This window comes from Sphaerisporangium sp. NBC_01403, from assembly GCF_045040145.1.
Taxonomy (GTDB): domain Bacteria; phylum Actinomycetota; class Actinomycetes; order Streptosporangiales; family Streptosporangiaceae; genus Sphaerisporangium; species Sphaerisporangium viridialbum.
This window is the reverse complement of the sequence record NZ_CP109534.1, coordinates 2,700,561-2,723,704: the sequence shown is the minus strand read 5'-3', so window position 1 is coordinate 2,723,704 and position 23,144 is coordinate 2,700,561. Positions and strand designations below refer to the sequence as shown.

Annotated in this window: 19 protein-coding genes and 3 pseudogenes; 13 read left to right on the top strand and 9 right to left on the bottom strand. The window is 72.9% G+C overall.

What is annotated here, in order from left to right; translation table 11 throughout:
* Positions 1 to 14: 14 nt before the first annotated feature.
* Entirely contained in the window at positions 15 to 734 is a 720-nt protein-coding gene (locus tag OG589_RS12225; RefSeq protein ID WP_405148738.1) for an HU family DNA-binding protein, read from the bottom strand.
* Between the two features lie 195 nt (positions 735 to 929).
* Here OG589_RS12225 and OG589_RS12220 point away from each other — a divergent pair.
* From OG589_RS12220 to OG589_RS12210, 3 pseudogenes are all read left to right on the top strand, one after another.
* Positions 930 to 1,088, top strand: a pseudogene (locus OG589_RS12220) (DUF4158 domain-containing protein); the annotation flags it as partial.
* A 40-nt stretch (positions 1,089 to 1,128) separates the two neighbouring features.
* Positions 1,129 to 1,425: pseudogene (locus OG589_RS12215) on the top strand (DUF4158 domain-containing protein); the annotation flags it as partial.
* A gap of 930 nt (positions 1,426 to 2,355) precedes the next feature.
* Positions 2,356 to 3,806 (top strand): annotated as a pseudogene (locus OG589_RS12210) (transposase); the annotation flags it as partial.
* 93 nt (positions 3,807 to 3,899) lie between these two features.
* Here the strand turns inward: OG589_RS12210 and OG589_RS12205 are convergent.
* Entirely contained in the window at positions 3,900 to 4,535 is a 636-nt protein-coding gene (locus tag OG589_RS12205; protein ID WP_405148737.1) for a TetR/AcrR family transcriptional regulator, read from the bottom strand.
* Positions 4,536 to 4,595: 60 nt separating this feature from the next.
* On the opposite strand from OG589_RS12205, the gene OG589_RS12200 reads away from it, so the two are divergent.
* The 6 genes from OG589_RS12200 (at position 4,596) to OG589_RS12175 (ending at position 10,405) form a co-directional block, all read left to right on the top strand.
* Complete coding sequence (locus OG589_RS12200) at positions 4,596 to 5,474, top strand: ketopantoate reductase family protein (protein WP_405148736.1); 879 nt, start codon at positions 4,596 to 4,598, stop codon at positions 5,472 to 5,474.
* Between the two features lie 213 nt (positions 5,475 to 5,687).
* Entirely contained in the window at positions 5,688 to 6,287 is a 600-nt protein-coding gene (locus OG589_RS12195; RefSeq protein ID WP_405148735.1) for a hypothetical protein, read from the top strand.
* A gap of 317 nt (positions 6,288 to 6,604) precedes the next feature.
* Complete coding sequence (locus OG589_RS12190) at positions 6,605 to 7,669, top strand: acyl-CoA dehydrogenase family protein (RefSeq protein WP_405148733.1); 1,065 nt, start codon at positions 6,605 to 6,607, stop codon at positions 7,667 to 7,669.
* On the top strand, positions 7,666 to 8,772 hold the full coding sequence (locus tag OG589_RS12185) for an acyl-CoA dehydrogenase family protein (protein ID WP_405148732.1): 1,107 nt from the start codon (positions 7,666 to 7,668) through the stop codon (positions 8,770 to 8,772). Before OG589_RS12190 ends, OG589_RS12185 begins: the two co-directional genes overlap by 4 nt.
* A complete protein-coding gene (locus tag OG589_RS12180) occupies positions 8,769 to 9,593 on the top strand; it encodes an SDR family NAD(P)-dependent oxidoreductase (protein ID WP_405148731.1) in 825 nt (274 codons plus the stop codon). The genes OG589_RS12185 and OG589_RS12180 overlap by 4 nt, the downstream gene beginning before the upstream one ends.
* Positions 9,593 to 10,405 carry a FadR/GntR family transcriptional regulator gene (locus tag OG589_RS12175; protein ID WP_405148729.1) on the top strand — a complete coding sequence of 271 codons (813 nt, stop codon included), beginning with the start codon at positions 9,593 to 9,595 and terminating at the stop codon, positions 10,403 to 10,405. The genes OG589_RS12180 and OG589_RS12175 overlap by 1 nt, the downstream gene beginning before the upstream one ends.
* A 69-nt stretch (positions 10,406 to 10,474) precedes the next feature.
* On the opposite strand, the gene OG589_RS12170 is transcribed toward OG589_RS12175, so the two are convergent.
* Genes OG589_RS12170 through OG589_RS12145 form a run of 6 tightly spaced genes read right to left on the bottom strand, consistent with a single transcriptional unit; the run spans position 10,475 to position 17,217 of the window.
* Entirely contained in the window at positions 10,475 to 11,428 is a 954-nt protein-coding gene (locus OG589_RS12170) for an acyl-CoA dehydrogenase family protein (protein WP_405148727.1), read from the bottom strand.
* The gene (locus tag OG589_RS12165; RefSeq protein WP_405148726.1) at positions 11,418 to 12,566 is read right to left on the bottom strand and encodes an acyl-CoA dehydrogenase family protein; all 1,149 of its coding nucleotides are present in this window, start codon (positions 12,564 to 12,566) and stop codon (positions 11,418 to 11,420) included. Before OG589_RS12165 ends, OG589_RS12170 begins: the two co-directional genes overlap by 11 nt.
* 17 nt (positions 12,567 to 12,583) lie before the next feature.
* Positions 12,584 to 13,798: an ABC transporter substrate-binding protein gene (locus OG589_RS12160; protein ID WP_405148725.1), complete on the bottom strand. Its 1,215-nt coding sequence runs from the start codon at positions 13,796 to 13,798 to the stop codon at positions 12,584 to 12,586.
* A gap of 37 nt (positions 13,799 to 13,835) precedes the next feature.
* The gene (locus tag OG589_RS12155) at positions 13,836 to 14,531 is read right to left on the bottom strand and encodes an ABC transporter ATP-binding protein (RefSeq protein WP_405148724.1); all 696 of its coding nucleotides are present in this window, start codon (positions 14,529 to 14,531) and stop codon (positions 13,836 to 13,838) included.
* A complete protein-coding gene (locus OG589_RS12150; RefSeq protein WP_405148722.1) occupies positions 14,528 to 16,339 on the bottom strand; it encodes an ABC transporter permease subunit in 1,812 nt (603 codons plus the stop codon). Before OG589_RS12150 ends, OG589_RS12155 begins: the two co-directional genes overlap by 4 nt.
* Positions 16,339 to 17,217: a branched-chain amino acid ABC transporter permease gene (locus OG589_RS12145; RefSeq protein ID WP_405148720.1), complete on the bottom strand. Its 879-nt coding sequence runs from the start codon at positions 17,215 to 17,217 to the stop codon at positions 16,339 to 16,341. The genes OG589_RS12150 and OG589_RS12145 overlap by 1 nt, the downstream gene beginning before the upstream one ends.
* Before the next feature lie 115 nt (positions 17,218 to 17,332).
* Here OG589_RS12145 and OG589_RS12140 point away from each other — a divergent pair, with 115 nt between their 5' ends.
* The 4 genes from OG589_RS12140 (at position 17,333) to OG589_RS12125 (ending at position 21,634) form a co-directional block, all read left to right on the top strand.
* A complete protein-coding gene (locus OG589_RS12140; RefSeq protein WP_405148718.1) occupies positions 17,333 to 18,142 on the top strand; it encodes an enoyl-CoA hydratase/isomerase family protein in 810 nt (269 codons plus the stop codon).
* Positions 18,139 to 19,761, top strand: coding sequence for a class I adenylate-forming enzyme family protein (locus OG589_RS12135; protein WP_405148717.1), 1,623 nt, complete (start codon positions 18,139 to 18,141; stop codon positions 19,759 to 19,761). Before OG589_RS12140 ends, OG589_RS12135 begins: the two co-directional genes overlap by 4 nt.
* A complete protein-coding gene (locus OG589_RS12130; RefSeq protein ID WP_405148715.1) occupies positions 19,761 to 20,582 on the top strand; it encodes an SDR family NAD(P)-dependent oxidoreductase in 822 nt (273 codons plus the stop codon). The genes OG589_RS12135 and OG589_RS12130 overlap by 1 nt, the downstream gene beginning before the upstream one ends.
* A gap of 68 nt (positions 20,583 to 20,650) precedes the next feature.
* Positions 20,651 to 21,634 carry an NAD(P)H-dependent flavin oxidoreductase gene (locus OG589_RS12125; protein WP_405148713.1) on the top strand — a complete coding sequence of 328 codons (984 nt, stop codon included), beginning with the start codon at positions 20,651 to 20,653 and terminating at the stop codon, positions 21,632 to 21,634.
* 387 nt (positions 21,635 to 22,021) lie between these two features.
* Here OG589_RS12125 and OG589_RS12120 read toward each other — a convergent pair whose 3' ends face one another.
* The gene (locus tag OG589_RS12120) at positions 22,022 to 23,134 is read right to left on the bottom strand and encodes a CaiB/BaiF CoA transferase family protein (RefSeq protein WP_405148711.1); all 1,113 of its coding nucleotides are present in this window, start codon (positions 23,132 to 23,134) and stop codon (positions 22,022 to 22,024) included.
* Between the last annotated feature and the right edge of the window lie 10 nt (positions 23,135 to 23,144).

Below are 23,144 nucleotides of genomic sequence, written 5' to 3'. Positions count from 1 at the left end.
CGTGCTGCGTGGGGTCAGACGCCAGCCACGGCGTCCTTGAAGGCCTTGGCCGCCCGGAAGGCCGGCACCCTCTTCGCGGACACGGGGACGGTCTCGCCGGTCTGTGGGTTGCGGGCGGTGGTGGCCTTCCGGTCCGCAGGGACGAACTTCCCGATGCCGGTCTCGACGGTCCCCCCGGACGCGACGGTCGTGACAATGGCCAATTCTCGAACGGCAGGGTCACGGTGCGCGCTGGGCGCGAGATCGTGGCGGAGCCGGCGTAGTAGTCCGATGCTGCGGACAGAGCTGACGGATGCAAGCCTGGTCAGCGTGCGTCGGCCCACGGCGACGGCCTGGTCGAGATTTCCAGCGTGGGTGTAGGCAAGGCTGAGCCAGGCGCCGTGACGGAGAGCCGATCGTTGATAGGCGTCGGCGTCAGCCAGGGCTCGGCCTGCTAGCAGGGCCGGGGCCTGTCCTGGTACCGCGCCGCCGCCCGGGCCCGCACCGACGACGTGCTCGCCGAGGTTGGCCTCCGCCGGCTCTGACCTGGCGCACCGCCAGGCCATTGTCGAGAACGGCGACGGGCCGCCCTTGCCGAGCCCTGGCCAGCGCGAACTGTACGGGCCGGGTGGGGCGTACCGATACCTCGCGCAGTGGACCGGGCGTTCGGGCGGCCAACGCGCCGAGGCGGCCGGGTAGGTGCGCGGGGCCCGCCAGGAGACGAGCATCAGGCTCGTCGCCACGACGGCAGCCATCGCAGTACACAGCAAGACCGAGACGGCACGCTCAGAGAGCATCTGAACCCTTCCTCCGTTGACATCGGGGTGTTTGCAGAGCCCTGCGACATCATCGGTCTCGGGGAACATCGGTACAGCGGTTGGCGCTGAGATTGATCATGGCCGGTTAGCACACCGGCTGGGGGCTGCGCTGGGGTTCGCGAAAAGGCCGCCGTGCGGGTGCCGGGGCTGGTTACGGTCCGCCTCGTGCCGGTGGAGTTTCTGACTGATGAGCAGGCCGAGGCGTACGGGAAGTTCGCCGAGGAGCCGACCCGCCCTGAGCTGGAGCGGTTCTTCTTCCTGGACGACGTTGACCGCGATCTGATCGCGTTGCGACGCTCCCGCGCACCACCAGCTCGGCTTCGCGCTCCAGATGTGCACGGTGCGCTACATCGGCCGGTTCCTCCCGGACGACCCGCTCGACGCGCCGTGGCCGGTGGTCGAGCACTTGGCCGGGCAGCTCGGGATCGAGGACGCGTCGGTGGTGAAGCGGTACACCGAGCGGCCGAAGACGGCGTACGAGCACGCGTGGGAGATCAGGGACGCCTACGAGTACCACGAGTACGAGGATGCGGAGTGGTCGCAGCGGTTCCGCACCTTCCTGCACGGGCGGGCGTGGACGCATGCCGAGGGCCCGAAGGCGCTGTTCGACCACGGGGTGGGCTGCATGCGCCGCAACCGGGTGCTGCTGCCGGGGGTGAGCGTGCTGGCCCGGCAGGTGTCGGAGGTGCGGAAGGTCGCGGACAAGCGGCTGTACGCCACCGTCGCGGGCGCCGCCCGCCGCGCGGACCCGGCGCTGCCCTGTGACCTGGTGGCGACGCTGAAGACGCCGGAGGGCTCCAGGTTCTCGGAGCTGGAGCGGCTGCGCCGGCCGCCGACGCGGACGACGGGGACGGCGTTCGCCCGCGCGCTGGAGCGGGTGGACGAGATCGGCGCGTACCGGCTCGGGCGGTTGAAGCTGTCGCAGATCCCGCCGAACCGGATGGCGGCGCTGGCCCGGTACGCGCTGGGGTCGAAGGCGGCGTTGCTGGAGCGGGCGTCGGAGCCGAAGCGCACGGCGATGCTCACCGCGGTGATGCGGCACCTGGAGGCGAAGGCGATCGACGAGGCTCTGGACCTGTTCCAGGTCCTGATGGCCACCCGGCTGCTGAATGTGGCGAAGCGGAAGACGGAGAAGGAGCGGCTGTCCACGCTGCCGCAGCTGGAGAAGGCGTCGCGCACGCTCGCGCGGGCGGCGAAGGTGCTGCTTCAGGAACTGGAGCTGGTCGAGGAGCACGGCGCGGATGTGGACGTGGCCGCGCTGTGGGCGGTGCTGGAGGAGGTCGCTCCGCGCGCCGCCGTGTTGACCGCGGCCGCCACGGTGGTGTCGCTGGTGCCCGAGGACGAGGGCTCGGCCGAGGTCGCGATGCGGGCCGCGCTGGCGACCCGGTACGCCACGGTTCGTCCGTTCCTGTCGCTGCTGGGCGAGTCGAAGGCGCTGGACGCGGCGAGCGCCGGCAAGCGGGTCCTGGCCGGGGTGCGCGGCCTGCCGGCGCTGGCGCGGAAGGTGGGGGCGAAGCCGCTGCTGCCGCGCGAGGTGGACGACAAGCTCGTGCCGCCCGCGTGGCGCAAGGCGGTCTACGCCAACCCGGATCTGCCGCAGGGCGCGGTGGACCGGGACGCGTATGTGGTGTGCGTGCTGGAGCAGCTGCCCCGGGCCCTGAACAACCGTGACGTGTTCGCCGCCCCGTCGCACCGCTGGTCCAACCCGCGGGCCCGCCTGCTGGAGGGCCCCGAGTGGGACGCCGTGTGCGAGGACGTCCTGGCGGCCCTGAGACTGGACATGCCCGTCACGTTGCTGGTGTCCGAGGCGTGCAACATCGGCCTGGCCCCGGTGGTGAACCCTGCTCACGAGGCCCTGACGCGGGCACGGCTCGTGCACGTCGACCAGTACTACCTGCGCGCCGACACCATCGCCGCGGCGAACGCGCGGCTGGTCGAGGCCCAGGCCGCCGTGCCCATCGTGAAGTTCTGGGGCGAGGGCCTGCTCGCCTCGGTGGACGGGCTGCGGTTCGTCGTGCCCGTCCGCACGGTCAGCGCGGCGCCGTCGCCGAGGTACTTCGGGTTCAAGCGGGGCATCACCTGGCTCAACGCCGTCAACGACCAGGTCGCGGGTATCGGGCAGATGGTCGTGCCCGGCACCCCGCGCGACTCCCTGCACATCCTGGACGCCGCGACTCCCTGCACATCCTGGACGCGCTGCTGAACCTGGACGGCGGCGTGAGGCCGGAGATGGTGGCGACTGACAACGCCTCGTACTCCGACATGGTGTTCGGCCTGTTCAAGATCCTCGGCTACAACTTCTCACCCAGGTTCCGCGACCTGGACGACCAGAGGTTCTGGCGGGCCACGATGCCCGGCGTCGAGACGGGCAGCTACGGCGCGGTGGAGGACCTGGCCCGCAACCGCGCGAACCTGAACAAGGTGATCACGCACTGGCCGGACATGCTGAAGGTCGCCGGGTCCCTGGTCACCAACCAGGTCCGCGCCTACGACCTGCTGCGCATGTTCGGCCGGGACGGCCGCCCGACCCCGCTGGGTGCGGCGTTCGCGGAATACGGGCGGATCGCGAAGACCGAGCACCTGCTGCGGGTGGTCGACCCGGTGGACGACACCTACCGTCGTCAGATGAACCGGCAGCTCACCGTGCAGGAGTCCCGCCACAAGCTGGCGAGGGACGTGTGCCACGGCAAGCGCGGCACCATCCACCAGGCGTACCGCGACGGGATGGAGGACCAGCTCGGCGCGCTCGGCCTGGTCCTCAACGCCATCGTGCTCTGGACCACGAAGTACATCGACGCCGCCGTCGCCCGGCTGAAGGCCGAGGGCCACGAGATCCGTGAGGAGGACATCGCCCGGCTCTCCCCGCTCAAGCACCGCAACCTGAACTTGCTCGGCCGCTACAGCTTCACCGCCAGCGTCCCGGCCGCCGGCGTCCTGCGCCCGTTGCGCGACCCGGACGCGCCGGAGCTGGACGAGGATGACGACGGGGACGGGGACGGGCCGGACTAGTCGTGGCCGACCAGGGCGGTGAAGAGCTTGCGGGCCCTCGCCTTGGCCGGCCTCCGGTGTCGTGTCTTTGACCCACGGTGCAAAGTCCCAGACCTACCGACGGGCCCGGGTCGGTGGTGCGCTCATTGCTGCCGTCAGGAACGTGATCGCCCAGCGCCGGGCCTCCTCGCCCGCCGTCACCGTCGGGCAGGCGGGGGAGGGCCGGTGGTAGACCTCGACGCGGTCCACGGCCGTCACGGCGAAGATCCCCCGCATCCGGAACAACAGCTCCTGTGGGGCAAGGCCGGGCAGTGCGCGCGCGAAAGCCGCCAGGTAGCGCTCACGGACCGTGTCCTCGTCCGGGCCGGTCCAGCTGCGCGCCTCCTCGGCCGGGTCGCTGAGGATCGTCACGATCAGCCGGGACGTCCGGGCTCCGCTCTCACTGCCAGCGGGCATCTCGTCGAAGAGCGGCCCTGCGAATGCTTCCACCAGTTCGGCGACCTGCGGGTCCGCAGTCCGGGCGAGCAGTTCGTCGAGCCCGGCGCTCTGGGCGGCGGTGATGGGCTCGGTCACGCGGCGGGCGACCGCGGCCAGGAGTTCCGCCTTCGAGCCGAAGTGATAGCCGACGGCGGCCAGGTTCGCTCCGGCGAGGTCGGTGACCGCGCGGACCGAGGTGCCGCTGTAGCCGTGCTCGGCGAAGAGGTGTTCGGCCGCGTCGAGGATCCTGGTCCGGGTATCGGGTAGCGCCATGTGCCGTATTATACAGACGTTCGATTGAAACGAACGTTTGACTCTGTGGAAGAGGCTGTCATGAAACTGCTCGTATACGGCGCCGGGGTCTGCGGCAGCCTGTTCTCCGCCCGCCTGCACGAAGCCGGGCTCGACGTCTCGCTCCTCGCCCGGGGCGAGCGCCTGGCCTCCCTGCGCCGGCACGGCGTGCAGCTCGCCGACGGAGACGGCACTGCCGTCAGGCGGGTACCGGTACCGGTGGTCGAGCACCCGGCAGGCGGGTACGACCTGACCGCCGTCCTCGTGCGCACCCATCAGGTCGACGCGGTGCTGGAGTCGCTCGCCGGCCTCGAAGGCGACGTGCTGTTCCTGCACAACTGGGCGGCCGGCGCGGAGCCGCTGGGCGAGGCGATCGGCCACGAGCGAGTACTGCTCGGCTTCCCCCCGGCACTGGCCGCCGGCACGATGGACGGCGACGTGGTCCGCCCCCGCGCGACCACCTTCATGACCAGCCGGGTCCCGATGCCGATCGGCGAACCCGACGGCCGGACCACCCCGCGACTGGAACGGATCGTCCGGGAGTTCCGCACCGCCGGGATCAACGCCAAGGCCGAGCCGCGGATGGATGCCTGGCTCAAGACACACGCCGCGTTCGAGGTGCCACTCGGGCAGGAGGTGCACGCGGCGGGCGGCCCGGTGGCGTTGGCCGACGACCCCGACGCGGTCCGCGGCATGCTCCACCTCGTGCGGCAGAACCTGGCCGCCATGCCGACGTCGCCGGTCCCCCGCACGTTCGCTGCACTGCAGACCCTGCCGGAAGGGCTGCTCGTGGCCCTGCTGCGGCGCTTCCTGCGCAGCCCGACCGCCGTAAACAGCGGGCTCAGCAACGCCTCCCCGGCAACGGTCGCCGAACTCGGACGGCTGGCCGAACAGATGCGCGCCCATGCGAAGGTCCGGTAGACCAGCGGCGGCAGTAGCTCCTCGGCCGCACCGCAGCCGAGTGCGGTCCGGGGACTTCCACCGGACCTCCGGCACCCTTGCCCTCGGTCGACGACTGGCGAACCGACACCTCGGACACCCCGCACGCACAGCACTTCGAGCGCAGCTGCCGCACTCTGTCTCTGTCGGTAAACGGTCGTTTGACGACAGGCAGGTGGCGCGTCCAATGAACCCGTGCAGTCCGTGCCCCGCACCGGAGAACTGCTGTCCACCGTGAAGTTCATGGTGCAGACCCTCGCCGCCGCCGGCGAACTCCAACGCGACCTCCAGCGCGAGCTGACCTACGACGGGCTGCGCGCCGCCGAGGCCAAGGGCAGCAAGGGCGGCCGCCGCCCCGCCGTCCCGGCCGACCAGACCGGCGACGTGCGCACCGCGTACCTGGAAGGCCGCCCCATCGCCGCACTCGCCCGCGACCACGGCGTCAGCCGCGGCGCCATCCGCACGGCCGTCGCCGACCTCCTGCCCGACCACACCGCCACCGAGCAGGACGCTCCGGCCCCGGAGCTGCCGGTCACCCTCGACATGCCGGGCAAGGTCGCCGACTTCCTCCGCACCACCGAACTGCACGACGCCGAGCGCGCCGCGCTCGACCAAGGGGTGACCGTACGACGCGGCCAGGGCTACACCCTGCGCGTCACCGCCGCCCCAGCCGTGCACCGCCAACTCCTCGACCGCTGCCAGCCCCTCGACGGCAGCCAAGGCGTCCCGGTCATCCCGGCCCAACGTAAGGCCCGCCGCGAGTACGAGAACCGGGTCAGCACACTCACGCCCTGACCATGATCGTTCTCAGCGCCAACCGCTGTACCGATGTTCCCCGAGGCCGGACGAGCCGCAGTTCTTCCAGTACGGCACGGACGGGTTCCAGCAGGCTGGATGGCACGGCAGGCACGGACACCCCGGTGATCACTGAGCGTAGACAACTCCATGATCACTCAGTCCGTGCCTGTTCGCATCTCACGTCGACTCGCAGGCGAACCGCCGTCCCTTTCGCCGGGCGCTCTAACATCTAAATCATATATAGCCAAAGGCGAAAATCCGGTACCATCTGCCTTGATGGTGATCCCACGCCACTGAGGAGAACCCGGACAAAGATGACGGACTGGCAGCTTCTAGCCCCGGACGAGGACACCCTCGCCCTCGCCGACACCGCCCGCGCCCAGTTCCGATCGCTGCACGGCCCGGCGGCCATGCGTGCCGCCCTCGACGGCGGCGTGCCGGACGGGTGGAAGACGGTCGCGGACGGCGGCTACGCCGACATCGGGATACCCGAGGACCTCGGCGGGATCGGCCGGGTGATCGACCTGGTGGTCATGCTCGAAGAAGCCGGGCGCGCCCTGCTGACCGCTCCCCTGCTGGCGTCGGCGCTCGCGTTCCGGACGCAGGTCGCGGCCGGGGTGCACCGCGAGGACTTCCGGCGGGCGCCCGCGGGCTTCGGGATCGCCGAGGGGGTCGTCGACGGGGACGGCCGGTGCCACGTCGAGCGGGCGCACGTCCTGGGCGGCCCCGGTGCCGCCGCGTTCACCCTGATCGTGAAGGGCCCAGACCGGGCGTGGGTCGTCGTGGTCGATCCGGAGGCCGAGGGGGTCGAGCCGGTAGGGCAGGCGACCCTGATCGACCCCTCCCGGCCGCTCCCGGCGTTCCGGCTCGGGGGCGAGGCAGGCGTGGCCTGCGCCGAGTGCCGGGAGCTGCCGCTCGGCGACCTGGACCGGGTGCTGGCGGGAGCCCGCGCCTGTGTCGCCGCCGACCTGGTGGGGACCGCCGCGGGTGCCCTGGACGCGGCCGTCGGGCACGTGCTCCAGCGCAGGCAGTTCGGCCGGGCCATCGGCACCTTCCAGGCGGTGAAGCACCAGCTCGCGGACGCCTACACGGCGGTCGAGCGGGCCCGCAGCCTCGCCTACGGCGCGGCCCTGAGCCTGGCCGGGGAGCCGCCCGGCGACGCGGCCACCCGGGACTGCCTGCTGGCCAACGCGGTCGCGGCCGAGACGGCCGTCCGGGTCGCGTCGCTGTTCACCCAGCTGATGGGTGCCATGGGGGTCACCTTCGAGGCGGACTGCCACCTGTTCCTGCGGCGCGCCCACCAGACGGCCTGCCTGCTCGGGGAGCCGGACGACCTGTACCTGGCGGCGGCGCGGATCGAAAGGCGGATCTCCCGATGACGGATGTGACCTCCGAGTTCGAGGCGTTCCTCGACGGCTTCCTGCCCGCCGACTACGCCGAGAACTACCGGCGCTACCGCCGCGACGTGAAGCTCCGCACCGAGTACCAGGCCGCCGCGTTCGACGCGGGCTGGCTGATCCCCGAGTGGAACTTAGGCGAGGGCGGGCGCGACCTGAGCGTCCCCGACGCGCTGGCCGTCAAGCTCGCCAGCGCGCGCCGCCGGGTGCCGCGGCTGATGAACATCCAGGGCGCCGGGGTCGCGGCGCCGGCCATCCGGGCGTTCGGCACCGCCGCCCAGCGGGAGCGGCTGCTCCGGCCGGCCGCGCGCGGGGACGAGTGGTGGGCGCTCGGCATGTCGGAGCCCGGCGCCGGGTCCGACCTCGCCGCGCTGCGCACGACGGCGACGCTCGCCGACGGGGTGTTCACCGTCAACGGCCAGAAGGTGTGGACGACGCAGGCGGATGAGGCCCGGTGGTGCGCGCTGTACGTCCGCACCGACCCGGAGGCCAGGCCGCACCGCGGCATCTCCTGCCTGGTCCTCGACCTGCGCAGCCCCGGGGTGGAGGTCCGGCCGATCCGCACCGCCGGGCCGGCGGTCGAGTCCTTCGGCGAGGTCTTCCTCGACGACGTGAAGGTGCCCGAGGAGGCGCTGCTGGGCCCGCTGCACGGCGGCTGGGGCGTGGCCATGTCCAGCCTCGAACACGAGCGGGACATGATCTGGATCAACACCTGGCTGGAGACCACCCGGGCGCTGGAACCCACGCTGACGGCGCCGGAGCTGTCGGAGCACCAGCTCGTCCGGCTGGGCCGGTCGCTGGCGGACGCGGAGGGGGTGCGGCTGACCGGGCTGCGGACCGCCGCCCAGCGGTGGGCGGGCCTGCCGTCCCCCGCGTCGTCGATCCTCAAGCTGCTCGGCTCGGAGTCGGTGCAGCGCGCGGCCCTACTGTCGCTGGAGACCGCCGGGGCGCGGGCGTTCGACGACCCCGCCCTCTTAGACGAGCGCCTCGAATCGCTGGCCGCCACCATCTACGGCGGCACGTCGGAGATCCAACGCAACATCATCGCGGAGCGTACGCTCGGACTACCGAAAGGCACGCCATGACAGACACCCACCCCCTGCTGGGCAGGACAGCCGTCGTGTCCGGGGCCGGGCGCGGACTGGGCCGGGCGATCTCCACCGCGCTGGCCGGGGCGGGCGCCGTGGTGTGCGGCGTCTCCCGCAACGCGGAGGAGCTGGAGAGCCTCGCGGCGGAGATCAAGGCCGCGGGCGGCCAGGCGTACGCCTTCCCCGCCGACATCCGCAGCTCCGCCGACCTGGACCGGCTGCGCGACGCGGTGCTGGCCGAGGTGGGTGGCGTCGACATCCTGGTGAACAACGCCGGCAACCTGGTCAAGCGGCCGGTCGTCCCGCTGCCCGTGGACGAGGCGTCCGGGGAGAAGGTGGGGCAGCCCGGCTCGGGGCCGGCCGGCGTCGCCATGACCGACGAGGACTGGGACTCGGTGCTGGACACGCACGTCCGCGGGTCGCTCCACCTCGTGAGATCATTCGTTCCGGGGATGCTGGAGCGGGGGCGCGGCCGGGTGATCAACATCGCGTCGAGCAGCGTCGCCCGGTCGGCCAACCTGACGGTGAGCTACCAGGTCGCCAAGGGCGCCATCGCCCAGCTCACCCGGGCGCTCGCCAAGGAGTGGGCGGCGTTCGGCGTCACCGTCAACACCATCGCTCCGGGGCACTTCCGCACCAGCATGACGCAGGCTCTTCACGACAGTCCCGAAGGTCAGGCCTGGCTGAAGGAGCGCATCCCGATGCGGCGCACCGGCGACCCCAGGGAGCTGGGGGCGCTGGCCGTCCACCTGTCGGGGGACCTCGCTTCGTTCATCACCGGCCAGACCATCTTCATCGACGGCGGTGAAACACTCTGATGACCGAGTCCGAGATCCCACCACGCCCCCGCCGCATGCCGTTGCGGACACCCCGGGTGGCCGAGGCCCTGGCGGCGCAGCTCAGGCTGCGCATCCTGGAAGGTGATCTCGCCGACGGGGCGGAACTGCCCACGGAGCCGGTGCTGCTCCAGGAGTACCCGGTCAGCCGGCCGAGCCTCCGCGAGGCGTTCCGCATCCTCGAGACGGAGGGGCTGGTGGTCGTCCGCCGCGGCAAGCGCGGCGGCACCGTCATCAAGGCCCCGACCCCCGGGTTCGCCGCGTACCACATGGGGCTGCTGCTGCACGCGCGCGCCACCCCCATGCGGGACCTGGCGGCGGCCCGCAACCTGCTGGAGCCGCTGTGCGCGGAGCACGCGGCCCGCCGCGACGACCACTCGGCCGTCGCCGAACGGCTCCGGCAGCTCAACGACGAGGCCGCGCAGGTCGTGGAGGACGGGCCGGCGTTCACCGGGGCGTCGGTCAGGTTCCACGAGGGGCTGGTGGACGCGGCCGGCAACGAGACGCTCCGGGTGGTCGTCGGGATGCTGGAGAGCGTCTGGAGCGTGCAGGAGCGGGGGTGGGCCCGCCGGGCGTCCGACGAGGCGAGCTACCCGGCGGTGGACCGGCGGCACGCGGTGCTGCGGGCGCACGGCGCCATCGAGAAGGCCATCGAGGCGGGGGACGCGGCGCTGGCCGGCAAGCTCATGCGGGCGCACCTGGAGGCGTCGCAGCTGTACGTCTCCTCGGACGACGCCCCGCCGGTCCAGGTGCTGGACGAGTACGGCAACCCGCGCATGGATCCCCGGGACTGACCGGAGACCACGAACCGGTACGCGAAGGCCGGCCAGGTCCTGGACCTGGCCGGCCTTTCCCTTTGCGGGCTACCGCCACGCGGCCACCGGGTAGATGCCGTCGAACCCCTCCGCGGCGACGGCCCGCGCCAGCAGGTCGGTCGACCTGATCCGCCCGGCCGGCCGGTGCAGCACGCTCTGCAGGTGGCGGTCGATCACGGTGAGGTCGTGCTCCTCGCACAGGCCCATGGCGCCCAGCACCTGGTGCCCGTTGGCCAGTATCGTGTTCGCCGCCTCGATCATCTGCACCCGCAGCGCCAGCAGGTCGGCGGACCGCGCCTCGCCCCGGCGGACGAGCCACCACGCGTGCAGCGCCAACTCCTCCAGCCCGTCGAGCGCAAGGGAGATGTCCGCGACGCGCCACCGGATCTCGCCGAACTTGCCGATCGGCTTGCCGAACTGCTGCCGATCCCGGGCGTGCGTCACCGCCAGCTCGGCGGCGGCGGCGAGCGCGCCGGCGACCCAGAAGGCGTCGAGCAGCATGCGCATCGCCGTGACCCGCGCCGCGTCCACGCCCGGCACCTCGGCGCCGAGGACGACGTCGGACGCGAACGGGTCCAGCGGCGCCGGGCGCGGCGCACCGGCCGTCACCCGGCGGGCGACACCCCGGTCCAGGTCGACGGCGACCGCGTCGCGCAGCAGGTCCGCGTGGTTCAGCCGTTCGGTGTCCCCCGAGGTCAGGTGGACGCCGCCGACGTCACCGCGCAGGTCCGCGGGTACGGCCAGCTCGTGCGCCAGTGGCCAGGGCAGCACGACGGCGCCCGCCGCCCGGGCCGCCAGCATGACGGCGGCCGACTCGTCCTCCTCGCCCCACGGGTCGAGGCCGTGCAGGTCGAGCCGGTCCAGGGCGGGCGCGACGAGCGCCTCCCGCCGGGTCCGGTCCGCCTCGGCGGCGCGCGCGAGGTCCACCCCGCCCAGCGCGTCGAGGGCCCTGGTCACACTCTCCTGGTAGGCGACGGCCGCCTGTGGCCAGTCACGACGCACGCCGGTCCCCCTCGATCGACGACCGGGCGACGAGCATGCGCTGCACCTCGATGGTGCCGGACGCGATGGTCGCCGAACGGGCGTACCGGAACACGTCCTCGACGTGGCCGAGCAGGCCGGCCGACGGGTCGGGAACGAGGGCGTCGGCGCCGGAGACGTCGAGAGCCAGCTGAGCCACCTCCTGGTCGAGTTGGATGGAGGCCAGCCGCGCGGTGGAGGCCTCCCGGTCGGTGAGCCGGCCGGCGTCGTTCAGCGCGACGGCGCGGTAGTTGAGCAGCCGGGCCACCCGGGCGTGCACCAGTGCGCGGGCGTACTCGTGCAGCGCGGCCGGTTCGGCCAGGGACGGGTGGCCCGCCAGCGCGGCGAGCACCCGCTCGTCCCGGGCGTACCGGGAGATGCCGATCCGCTCGTGCTTCATCACCCGCCGGATGACGTCCCAGCCGCGGCCGACCTCACCGAGCACCGCGCCGGGGCCGACCCGGACGTCGTCGAAGAACACCTCGTTGAGGTGCTGCTCACCCATGATCGAGTCGATCGGGACGACCCGGATGCCGGGTGAGTCCATCGGCACCAGGAAGACGGTGATGCCGTCGTGCTTGGCCGTCCCCCTGCCGCTGCGGGCGGCGAGGAAGCACCACTGTGCCAGTCCCGCGTACGAGGTCCAGATCTTCTGGCCGTTCAGCACCCACTCGCCGTCATGGAGCTCGGCGTTCAGCTGCAGCGAGGCGAGGTCGGAGCCCGCGCCGGGTTCGCTGAACCCCTGGCACCACACGGCCGTGCCGGAGGAGATGGCGGGCAGGTGGACGGCCTTCTGCTCCGGCGTGCCGACCTCCATGATCACCGGTCCGACCCAGTTCAGGCCCATGTACTGCGGTCCGCGGGGCTCGAAGTGCGCCCACATCTCCTCCCGCAGGACGGCCTGCTGCCAGATGTCGGTTTCGGCGCCCCCGTACTCCTCGGGCCAGCTGAGCGTGAGGAGCTGCTCCTCGGCGAGACGCTCGACGACCCTGGTCACCACCGACTGGACCGCCGGGTCCGGCGAGAACGACGTCGTCCAGTCGTCGGGGAGGAGCTCCGCCAGCAGGGCCCGCAGGCGGACGCGCAACGCGTCCGCCCGCGTTCCCAGCCGGAGATCCACTGAGGTCTCCTCGGGCATTACTCCCCCGCACTCACGGCGGCTTCGACACACTTGCCGTCCGGGCACGGCTGAGCGGGTACGAAGACGCCGAGCTGGTCGGCATCGATTCCGATGCGCTTGTCAGGACCGAACGTGTACGTGCCGTTGGCGCCCTGGAAGGTTCCCCCGGAGACGAGCGCCTTCTTGATCGCGTCGGCGTCGGTGGACTTGGCCTGCTGTGCCGCCTGGGTCACCAGCAGCGCCCAGTCGAAGGAGACCGCGCCCACCGAGTCGAGGGCGTTGAACTCGGTCTTGCCCTTGGCCTTGAGGTAGAGCTTGACGAAGTCCGCCGTGACGCCCGAGGCGTCGCCGGCCGAGGACGACAGGAACGTCTTGGCGATGGGCCCGGCGGCGAGCGTCTTCTTCATCCCCTCCGGGATGAGCTCGGTGGTCGCCGGGTCGCCGATGCCGAGCACCGCGGACATCTGCGGGTTCCAGCCGATCTTGTTGAGGCTGGACATGGTGGCGACCAGCGGGGCGCCGTACGACCAGACGATGAGCGATTCGGCGCCCGAGTCCTTGAGCTTGGTGAGCTGCGCGGTCACGTCCGAGGCCGTGGACGGGAAGCTCTCGTGCACGATCTTGACGTCCGGGAGCCTGCTCTGCGCGATGGCGAGGGTGTCCTTGGTCTGCGCGGTGCCGTAGGCGGAGGAGTCGTCGAGCATGGCCACCGTCTTGCCGGCCGACGCCGCGTACTCCAGCAGCGGCGTGATCGAGGTCTCGCCGGAGGTGCCGGCGCCGGTGCTGAACGCGTACTTGTACCGCTTGGAGTCGCCGACGTCGGCCGCGATCGAGCCGATGCCGCCGGCGGTGTCGCCGGGCACCTTCACCTGGTTGAGCACGTCCTGCACGGGCGGGAACGCCTCGGTGGTGAAGTACAGCGCGGACACGCCGTCCTGGGCGAGCGCCCGGGTGGCGGCGACGGCCGCGGTCGGCTCGCCCTTGGTGTCCCGCTGCTCGATCACGATCTTCGTGCCGGGGTTGTGCTGCTGCACGTACTCGGCGCCGGCTTTGAGCCCGGCCAGCGAGTTCTGACCGCTCGGGGAGAGCGGGCCGGTGAGCGCCCCGACGAAACCGATCTTGATGGTGGAGCCTTCGGCCTGGTCGCCGGAGGATCCGCCGTCGCCACACGCGGCGAGCGCGAGCAGCGCCGCGCACACCATGGCTGTGCCCACTGTGGCACGTGTCCTCATGGGGGTCGTCCTTCCTGGGGGTTTCCGTGGGGGTGGGTCAGGAGAGGTAGGCGGCCTGCAGCAGGTCGGGCAGTTCCGGGTCGGTGCCGCGCACCCGGTGCGCGACGTGCCCGTGCCGCAGCACCACGACCTCCGCCTCCAGCTTCTGGGCGACCTCGACCCGCTGTTCGACCAGCAGGACGGCGAACCCGGCGTCGCGCAGGTCGGCGAGGATCTCGATGGTCCGGCCGACCAGCTTGGGCGACAGGCCGTTCGTGGGCTCGTCCAGCATGATCACGCGGGGTGCGCCGGCCACCGCGCGGGCGATGGAGAGCATCTGCTGCTGGCCGCCGGACAGGCCGCCCGCGAGGCGCTGCAGCATCGGGCGCAGCTCGGGCAGCAGGTCGAGCGGGTCGAGTTCGGGCTTGCGGGCCGCGCGGGCCGCGGCGACCCGGAGGTTCTCGGCCACCGACAGGCTCTTGAACACGTGCCGGCCCTCCAGCACGTGGCCGAGCCCGGCCCGGGCCCGCTTGCTCGCCGGGAGGTTGTCGAGGCGCAGGTCGTCCAGCCAGATCCCGCCGCCGGCCGACTCCAGCCCGCCGATGCCGCGCAGCGTGGAGGTCTTCCCGGCGCCGTTGGCGCCCAGCAGGGCCAGGCAGGTGCCGGGCTCGACGGTGAGGGACAGGTCCTCGACGGCGGTGACGCCGCCGTACCGGACGCGCAGCGCGTCCACCTTGAGCCGGCTGCCGTTCACGCGACCCCCATGTACGCGGCGCGGACGCTGTCCACGCTGTGCAGGTCCCCGGGCTCGCCCTCCCACAGCACCTTGCCGAGGTCGAGGACGACGACCCGGTCGACCAGGCGGCTGATCATGTCCAGGTGGTGTTCGACGATCACGACGGCCACTCCCGCTGCGGCGACGTCACTGACGACGCGCTCGAATCCTTCGATCTCCACGGCCGACAGCCCGGCCGCGGGTTCGTCCAGGAGGAGGACCTCCGGACAGGTGCCGAGAGCCATGGCGGCCTCAAGGAAGCGGAGCTGGCCGTGGCTCATCACCCGGCTCTCCCGGGTGCCGGCGGCCGGGTCGTGCGGGTCGAGGCCGCCGAGCTCCAGCAGGGTGAGCGCGCCGCGCCGGCAGGCGTCCCGCATCGCCTCGTCACGTTCCCCGTGGACGGCCGGGAGCGCGAGGTGCTCCTCGATGCTCATGCCGGGGAACGTCTTCGGGGTCTGGAAGGTGCGGGACACGCCGCGCTTGGCGACCGCAGCGGCGCCCAGGCCGCCGAGGTCCGTCCCGTGCAGAGTGATCCGGCCGGCGGCCGGCGGGTAGTGCCCGGACACGACGTTGAGCAGCGTCGTCTTGCCCGACCCGTTCGGCCCGATGAGGCCGACGATCTCGCCGCGCCGCAGCTCCATCGACACCCCGCCGAGCGCGTCCACGCCGCCGAAGCTGCGCCGCAGGTCGGTGACCTTCAGGATCGGCTCGCCGGGCCCGCGCTCCGGCACCTCCACCTCCGGAGTGGCGGCCAGGTCGCGCAGCGCCTGGGGGGCGGGCGCCGCGGTGCGGCTGAACAGGCCGCGCGGCCGCAGCCGCATGAGCACGATAAGCAGCGCGCCGTACAGCAGGTTGTTCAGGTGCGGGTACGCGTCGAGGCGCAGCGGGATCAGCACGAGCAGCACCGCGCCGACGACCGGGCCGAGCCGGGAGCCGCTGCCGCCGAGCACCACCATGACCAGGAACAGGATGGACAGGTTGGAGGAGAAGGCGTCCGGCGAGATATAGGCGGACAGGAACGAGAACAGCCCTCCGCTGAGCGCGCCCAGCGCGGACCCGGCGGCGAAGGCGACGACCTTGGTGAGGTAGCCGGAGACGCCGAGCGCGGACGCGCCGATCGGCTCGTCGCGGACCGCGACGGTGGCCCGGCCCAGGCGGGACGTCCGGTACCGGGCGTGCAGCCAGTAGCTGACGCTCGCCACGACAACGATCACGATCGCCACGACCCACGGGGTCGAGACCGGCTCGCCGCCGAACCAGAACCGGGCGTCGATGCCGGCCAGGCCGTTGTTGCCGCCGGTCACCGACTGGAACTGGATGAGCATGTCGTTGACGACGAGCATCAGGCCGAGCGACATCATGGCCAGGCCGATCGCGCCCAGCCGTCCGGCCGGGAACCCGGCCAGCGCCCCGGCGGCGAGCCCGGCCAGCGCGGCGACCGGCAGCGCCGCCCAGATCGGCCAGCCGTACGAGACCACCAGAACGGCGGTGACGTAGGCGCCGATGGCGAACGACGCGCCCTGCCCGAGGGACAGCGCGCCGGCGTAGCCGGTGGTGATGTTGAGTCCCAGCGTGGCGACCGCGTACAGGCACACCAGTTGCAGGACGTAGCCGTTGTAGGACAGCGGGCCCCACAGGGCCAGCAGCGCCGTCGCCATGACCAGCAGCGCCGCGCCGTGCGCGGCGGGCCTGGCGAGCACCCGCCGGACGGGCGCGGGGGTGGCGTCGCGGCCGCGTGCCGCCGCGGCGCGCAGGGTCCGGGACAGGGCGGAGAGCCGGTACGACATCACACCGCCCGCACCGGTGCCGCGCCGAACAGGCCGTGCGGGCGCACCACGTAGACGACGACCAGCAGCAGGAACACCGCCAGGTTCACCGTGAGGCTGCCGACGTGGACCCCGGCGAACTGGCTGACCACGCCGATGACCAAGCCGCCGACGACGGCGCCGCCGATGCTGCCCATGCCGCCGATCGCGGTGGCCACGAACCCGTAGAAGGTGTACGACAGCCCCAGCGACGGGGTGACGAGCTGGGTGGAGGCCACCAGCACCCCGGTCACCGCGGCGACCAGCGCGGACAGCACCGTGGCGATCTGCGAGGCGCGGGCCCGGGAGATGCCGATCGCCTCCGCGCCGTCGAGGTCGTCGGCGATCGCGCGCAGCTCCAGCCCGATCCGGGTGCGCCGGTAGAACACGACGAGCAGCCCGGCGACGACGAACAGCGCGGCGACCGCGGTCAGCTCGGCGGGCGACACCGCCAGGCCGGCCAGGTCGAACCGGTGCTTGCTGACGCCGTACGTGAAGTTGCGGGACTCCCCGCTGTAGGGGACGGCCAGCAGTTCGGCCAGGACCACGCTGACCGCGAGGGTGGACAGCAGCCAGGAGACGGACTGGCCCGACTGCACGAACGGCCGCACCGCGGTCCACTCGACGGTGAGCGCCACCACCACCATCACGGCGAGCGCGGCCACGTAGGCGAGCCAGACTGGCAGGCCGGCGCCCACCGCCACCAGCACCGACATGGGCATGAGCATCACCATCTGCCCGTGGGCGAAGTTGATGACGCCGGTCGTCGTGAACAGTGTGGCGAAGCCGACCGCGACCAACCCGTAGATCGCGCCGTCCGCCAGACCCGGCACGAGCACCGTCTGGAGGAACTCATGCATGGGGGGACCCGCTCCCGGCGCGTGACGTGACGTCTCTCTTCACCATGGCGCGAAACGTATATATGATTTGGATGACAGTCAAGAAGGGCGTCTCGGCGCCCGTGGGGAGGCGCCCGTGTCGGGGAAGAGCGGCCGAGCAGGCCTGGAACGTGCGGATGGGGTGCTGCTCAGCACGGTCGTCGGCGGGACGCTGGTCGTGACCCTCAACCGTCCGAAATCCGCCAACGCCCTCGACGACGAGCTCATGGACGGGCTGGCGGACCTGTGGCGGGCGGCGGCCGGGGCGCCGGAGCTGCGCGCGGTGCTGCTCACCGGCACCGGCAAGGCGTTCTGCGCCGGGGCGGACGTGTCCATGCTCTCGGTGCCGAGGGTGAAGGTGGGCGACACCGCGGCCGAGGAGCTCAACTTCCTGCCCGGCCCGCGCCTGGGGATACCGGTGATCGTCGCGGTGAACGGGGTGTGCGCCGGAGGCGGCCTGCACTTCGTGGCGGACGCCGACATCTGCATCGCGTCGCCGGCGGCCCGCTTCCTGGACCCGCACGTCAGCGTCGGCCAGGTGTCCGCGCTGGAACCGCTGCAGCTGCGGATGCGGATGCGGCCGGACCTGCTGACCCGCCTCGTCCTGCTCGGCCGGCACGAGTCGCTGTCGGCCGAACGGGCCGAGCGCGCCGGTCTCGTCTCCGAGGTCGTCGAGCCGGACGCGCTCGTCGACCGGGGGATGGAGCTGGCCGCGATGATCGGGCGGAACTCGCCGGAGGCGATGCGGCTCAGCCGCCGGGTGCTGCGCACGTTCGAGGAACGGCTCATCGCCACCGACATGGACCTCGGCTGGGAACTGATCCGGCGGCACCGGTACCATCCGGACGCCGTCGAGGGCCCGGCCGCCTTCCTGGACAAGCGCGAACCGAAGTGGACGACGTCGTGAAGACAGCCGACTGGAACCGCAGGCCGCGGGTGGTCACCCCCGAGCTCGCGGACGTCTGGCGCCGCCGGGGCTTCCTCACCGAGGAGCGGATCGGCGACCTGCTGGACCACGGGGCGACGCGGTGGCCGGACCGACCGGCGATCATCACCACGCACGGTGAGACGAGCTTCGCCGAGCTGGCCGCGAAGTCCGCCGCGGTCGCGCGGACCCTGATCGCCGGCGGGGTACGGCCGGGTGACGCCGTCTGCTGGCTGCTGCCGACCGGCCCGGACGCCGTCGCCGTCGCGGCGGCGATCTGGCGGATCGGGGCGATCAGCAGCCCGATCGTGCCGCTGTACGGCCCGCGCGAGATCCGCACCGTGCTGGACCAGATCCGGCCCGCGGCCATCGTCACGTACGCCGACGACCGGCGCCGGGCCTACCCGGACGAGTTCGACGAGGCGCTGCGCGACCTCTCGCACGAGCCCGCCGTACGGCTGCTCACCACCGGCCGGTCGGCGGGCTGGCGGGCGGCGGACCAGGCCGGGGCCGGTTCGCTGCCGTCCGGGATCGAGCCCGCCGCCCCCGCGGACCCCTGCCTGGTGCTGTTCACCTCGGGCACCGAGTCCGAACCCAAGGGCGTGGTGCACTCCGTGGCAGGGCTGCGGCACGAGCTGCGGACGACCATCGTGGAGTGGGGCCTGACGTTCCGCGACCGGATGGTGATGGCCTCCCCCATCACGCACATCACCGGCCTGCTGCAGGGCTTCATGATCCCCTGCCGGGTCGGGGCCACCGCGGTGCTGATGGAACGCTGGGACCCGGCCGCGTGCGCCGAGCTGGCCGACCGGACCGGCGCGACCTACATGGCGGGCGCGACGCCGTTCCTGCGCGAGCTACTCGACGTGTACGCCGCCGACGGGCGCGACCGGTCGCCGCTGCGCCAGTACTGCTGCGGCGGCGCGGCGGTGCCGCCGGACCTCATCCGGCGCGCCGACGAGCTGGGCATCGCGGCGTACCGGGCGTGGGGCATGACCGAGCTGCCCACCGCGACGCTGCCCAACGAGCTGGACCCGCTGGATTTCCGGGCGGAGACCGACGGCCGGCTCGCGCCGGGCGTGGAGCTGCGCGTCGTGGACCCCTCGGGCCGGGACGTCGAGCCGGGCGAGGTGGGCGAACTGCTGCTGCACGGCCCGGAGATGATGCTCGGTTACGTGCGCGAGGAGCTGAACGCGCACGCGTTCACCCCTGACGGCTGGTTCCGCACCGGGGACCTCGGCTCGCTGGCCGCCGACGGGCAGGTGCGGATCACCGGGCGGCTGAAGGACGTCATCAACCGCGGCGGCGAGAAGTTCTCGGCCAGGGAGATCGAGGACGCCATCGTGAGGCACCCCGACGTGGCGGCCGTGGCGATCGTCCCGGTGCCCGGCGGCCGGCTCGGTGAGCGGATCGGCGCGGCCGTCCTCTCGGACCGGGAGGACCTGACCCTGGAGGAGGTCGGCCGCGCGGTGACCGGCCAGGGGCTGGCCCGGCACAAGCAGCCGGAGCTGCTGCGGGTGGTCCGCTCGCTGCCGACCAACCCGACCGGCAAGATCAACAAGGCCGCGGTGGTCGAGCTGTTCGACCCGGAAACCGACTGATGGGCGGCCTGCTGGACGGGCGCTGCGTCGTCGTGACGGGCGCCGGGAGGGGCCTGGGCCGCGCCTACGCGCTCGCGTGCGCGGCCCACAGCGCCGGGGTCGTGGTCAACGACGTGGACGGGGCCGCCGCGCACGCCGTGGCCGCGGAGATCGCCGCCGCCGGCGGGCACGCGGTGGCGGAACCGGGCTCCGCCGGGTCGTGGGACGTGGCGGCCCGGCTGGCCGGGACGGCGGAGCTGGAGTTCGGCCGGCTCGACGGCCTCGTCGCCAACGCCGGGATCACCCACCACGCCCCGCCGTGGGAGGAGGACGAGGCGCGGCTGCGGCGGATCACCGAGGTCAACGTGCTCGGCGTGCAGTTCGCCGCGGTGCACGCCATGCGGGCGATGGTCCGGCGGGGCGCCGGCGGGTCGATCGTCACGGTCGTGTCCGGCGCCCGGTTCGGCATCCCCGGCATGAGCGCCTACGGCGCCACGAAGGGGGCGGTGGCCGCGATGACCGCCGGCTGGGCGCGGGACTGCGCGTCCGCCGGCATCCGGGTCAACGCCGTGTCGCCGCTGGCCGAGACCGGCATGGCGGCGCTGGACACCCGGCCCGACCGGCCCGCGATGGGCGCGCCCGGGGACGTTGCGCCGGTGGTGGTCGCGCTGCTCAGCGACGCCACCCGCGGCGTGACCGGCCGGATCGTCCGCTTCGACGGCACCGATCTCGGCGTGTACACGCCGGAAGCCCTCACCCCGGTCACCGGCTGGACGGCCAGGGATCCCGCCGAGTCGATCGCGGGGGTCCTGGCCAGGCTCGGCGGCCCCGCCGCGGCCTGAACCCCCCCTGTCCACCCCGGCCCGGGTCCGCGGCCGGACCACCGTTCGAGACGAAAGCCACCGCTGAAATGATCACTACTGCCTTCACCGAGACCTTCGGCGTGCGGCACCCACTGCTGTGCGGCGGGATGACCGGCCTGGGCCGGGCCGAACTGATCGCGGCCGTCGCCGAGGCCGGCGCCCTCGGGTTCCTGACGGCGCTGACCCAGCCGACGCCCGAGGCGCTCACCCTGGAGATCAAGCGCACCCGCGAGCTGACCGACCAGCCGTTCGGGGTGAACCTCACCATCCTGCCCACCATCCGCCCGGTCCCCTACGACGAGTACCGGGCGGCGATCATCGAGTCGGGGATCACGGTCGTCGAGACGGCCGGTGGCAACCCGGACGCGCACCTGCCCGACTTCAAGGCCGCCGGGATCAAGGTCGTCCACAAGGCGGTCGCGGTACGGCACGCCGTCAAGGCGCAGGCGCTCGGCGTGGACGCGGTCAGCATCGACGGCTTCGAGTGCGCCGGCCACCCCGGCGAGGACGACATCGGCGGCCTCGTGCTCATCGCCGCGGCCAGCCGGGCGCTGGACGTCCCGGTCATCGCCAGCGGCGGCATCGCCACCGGCGCCGGCCTGGTGGCGGCGCTGGCCCTCGGGGCATGCGCGGCGAACATGGGCACCCGGTTCATGGCGACGGCCGAGGCGCCCGTTCACGACAACGTCAAGCGGCAGATCGTGGCGAACTCCGAACGGGACTCGATCATCGTCTTCCGTGAGTTCCACAACTCGGCGCGGGTGGCGCGCAACTCGGTGTCGGAGGAGATCGCCGAGATCTCACGCCGGCCGGGCTCGTCCTTCGAGGACGTCGCCCACCTCGCCTCGGGGGTACGGGGACGGGAACGCGTCCTCGGGGCGGGCGACATGGAGGACGGGCTGTGGTGGGCCAGCCAGGCCCAGGGGCTCATCACCGAGGTGGACAGCTGCCGGAACGTGGTGGACCGGATCGTCGCGGACGCCGAGGAGATCATCCGCCACCGGCTGCCGGGGTTCCTGCCGGCGGCCTGACCCGGGTCGGCACTGCGGTGTGGCCGCTCCCGGCACCGGAGGCGGCCCCCGCCCATGGCCCACCCCTGCCACTGGCCCGCCCCGCCTACCCACCCCCCGGCGCCGGCTCACTCTGCCGCCAACGCCGCCTTCAGTGGGTGGGTACGCGCCCGATCAGCCACGACGCACCCGCACGGGTGGGAATTACGGCGCGCAACCGAGCACGCCCGCAGAGCCGAGCTTGCGCAGAAGGCCACCGGTCGCGTCCTTGGCGCGTTCTTTCTCGCTGGTCCCGGACAGCAGGGCCATCTCCCCATGATGGTCGAGACGACCATCGCGCCGAAGTTGGCCAGAAATGGCAGGGGGTCCCCCAGCGGCTCGGCGGCCGGTTCCGGTGCCACCGGGCGGTCAGTTCCCCGGCTGCCCCCACTCGCGCAGCACGTCCGCCGCGTCAGCCGCCGTCCGCGGCACCGGGGCCACCGGGGCGGCCGGGGTGCGGGAGAACCTGGGCGCCGGGGCCGCCTGGACCACGCCGTCCGCCTCGGCGTACGTGCCGCGGGCCGCCAGGTGCGGGTGGCCGGGGGCCTCGGCGAAGCTGAGCACCGGGGTGACGCACGCGTCGGTGCCGGCGAAGTGCGCGGCCCACTCGTCGCGGGTGCGGGAGGCGAACGCGGCGGTGACCCGCTTGCGCATCGCCGGCCAGTTGGCCGGGTCGTTCTGCTCGCCCAGTTCGGCCGGGTCGATGTCCAGCCCGGCCAGCAGCTCCGCGTAGAAGTGCGGCTCCAGCGCGCCCACCGCGACGAACCCGCCGTCGGCGCAGGTGTAGGTGTCGTAGAAGGGCGCGGCGCCGTCGAGCAGGTTGCCCTCCCGTTCGTCGCGCCAGGCCCCCATGCCGCGCAGGGCGAGGGTCATCTGGCTGAGCAGCGCGGTCCCGTCGACCATGGCGGCGTCGACCACCTGGCCGCGGCCGGACCGAGACCGTTCGAACAGCGCGGCCAGCACGCCGACGAGCAGCAGCATGGACCCGCCGCCGAAGTCGCCGACCAGGTTGAGCGGCGGCGCCGGGGCCCGGTCGGCGCGGCCCATGGCGTGCAGCGCGCCGGTCAGGCCGATGTAGTTGATGTCGTGGCCGACCTGGCCGGCCCACGGCCCGTCCTGGCCCCACCCGGTCATCCGGGCGTAGACCAGGCCGGGGTTGCGGGCCAGGCAGGCGTCCGGGCCCACGCCGAGCCGTTCCACCACGCCGGGGCGCAGGCCCTCGATCAGCACGTCCGAGCGTTCGGCGAGGCCGAGGACGACGGCCCGCCCGTCGGCGGACTTCAGGTCGGCGTGGACCGGGCGCCGGCCGCGCAGCACGGCGTCGGTCGCGTCCGGGGCGCCGAGCCGGAGCCCGCGGCCCGCCGGCCGTTCGATCCGGACCACGTCGGCGCCGAGGTCGGCGAGCACCATGGCCGCGTGCGGGGCCGGGCCGAGCCCGGCCAGTTCCACCACTCGCAGTCCCGCCAGGGGGCCGTCCTTCATCGGGTTCCCG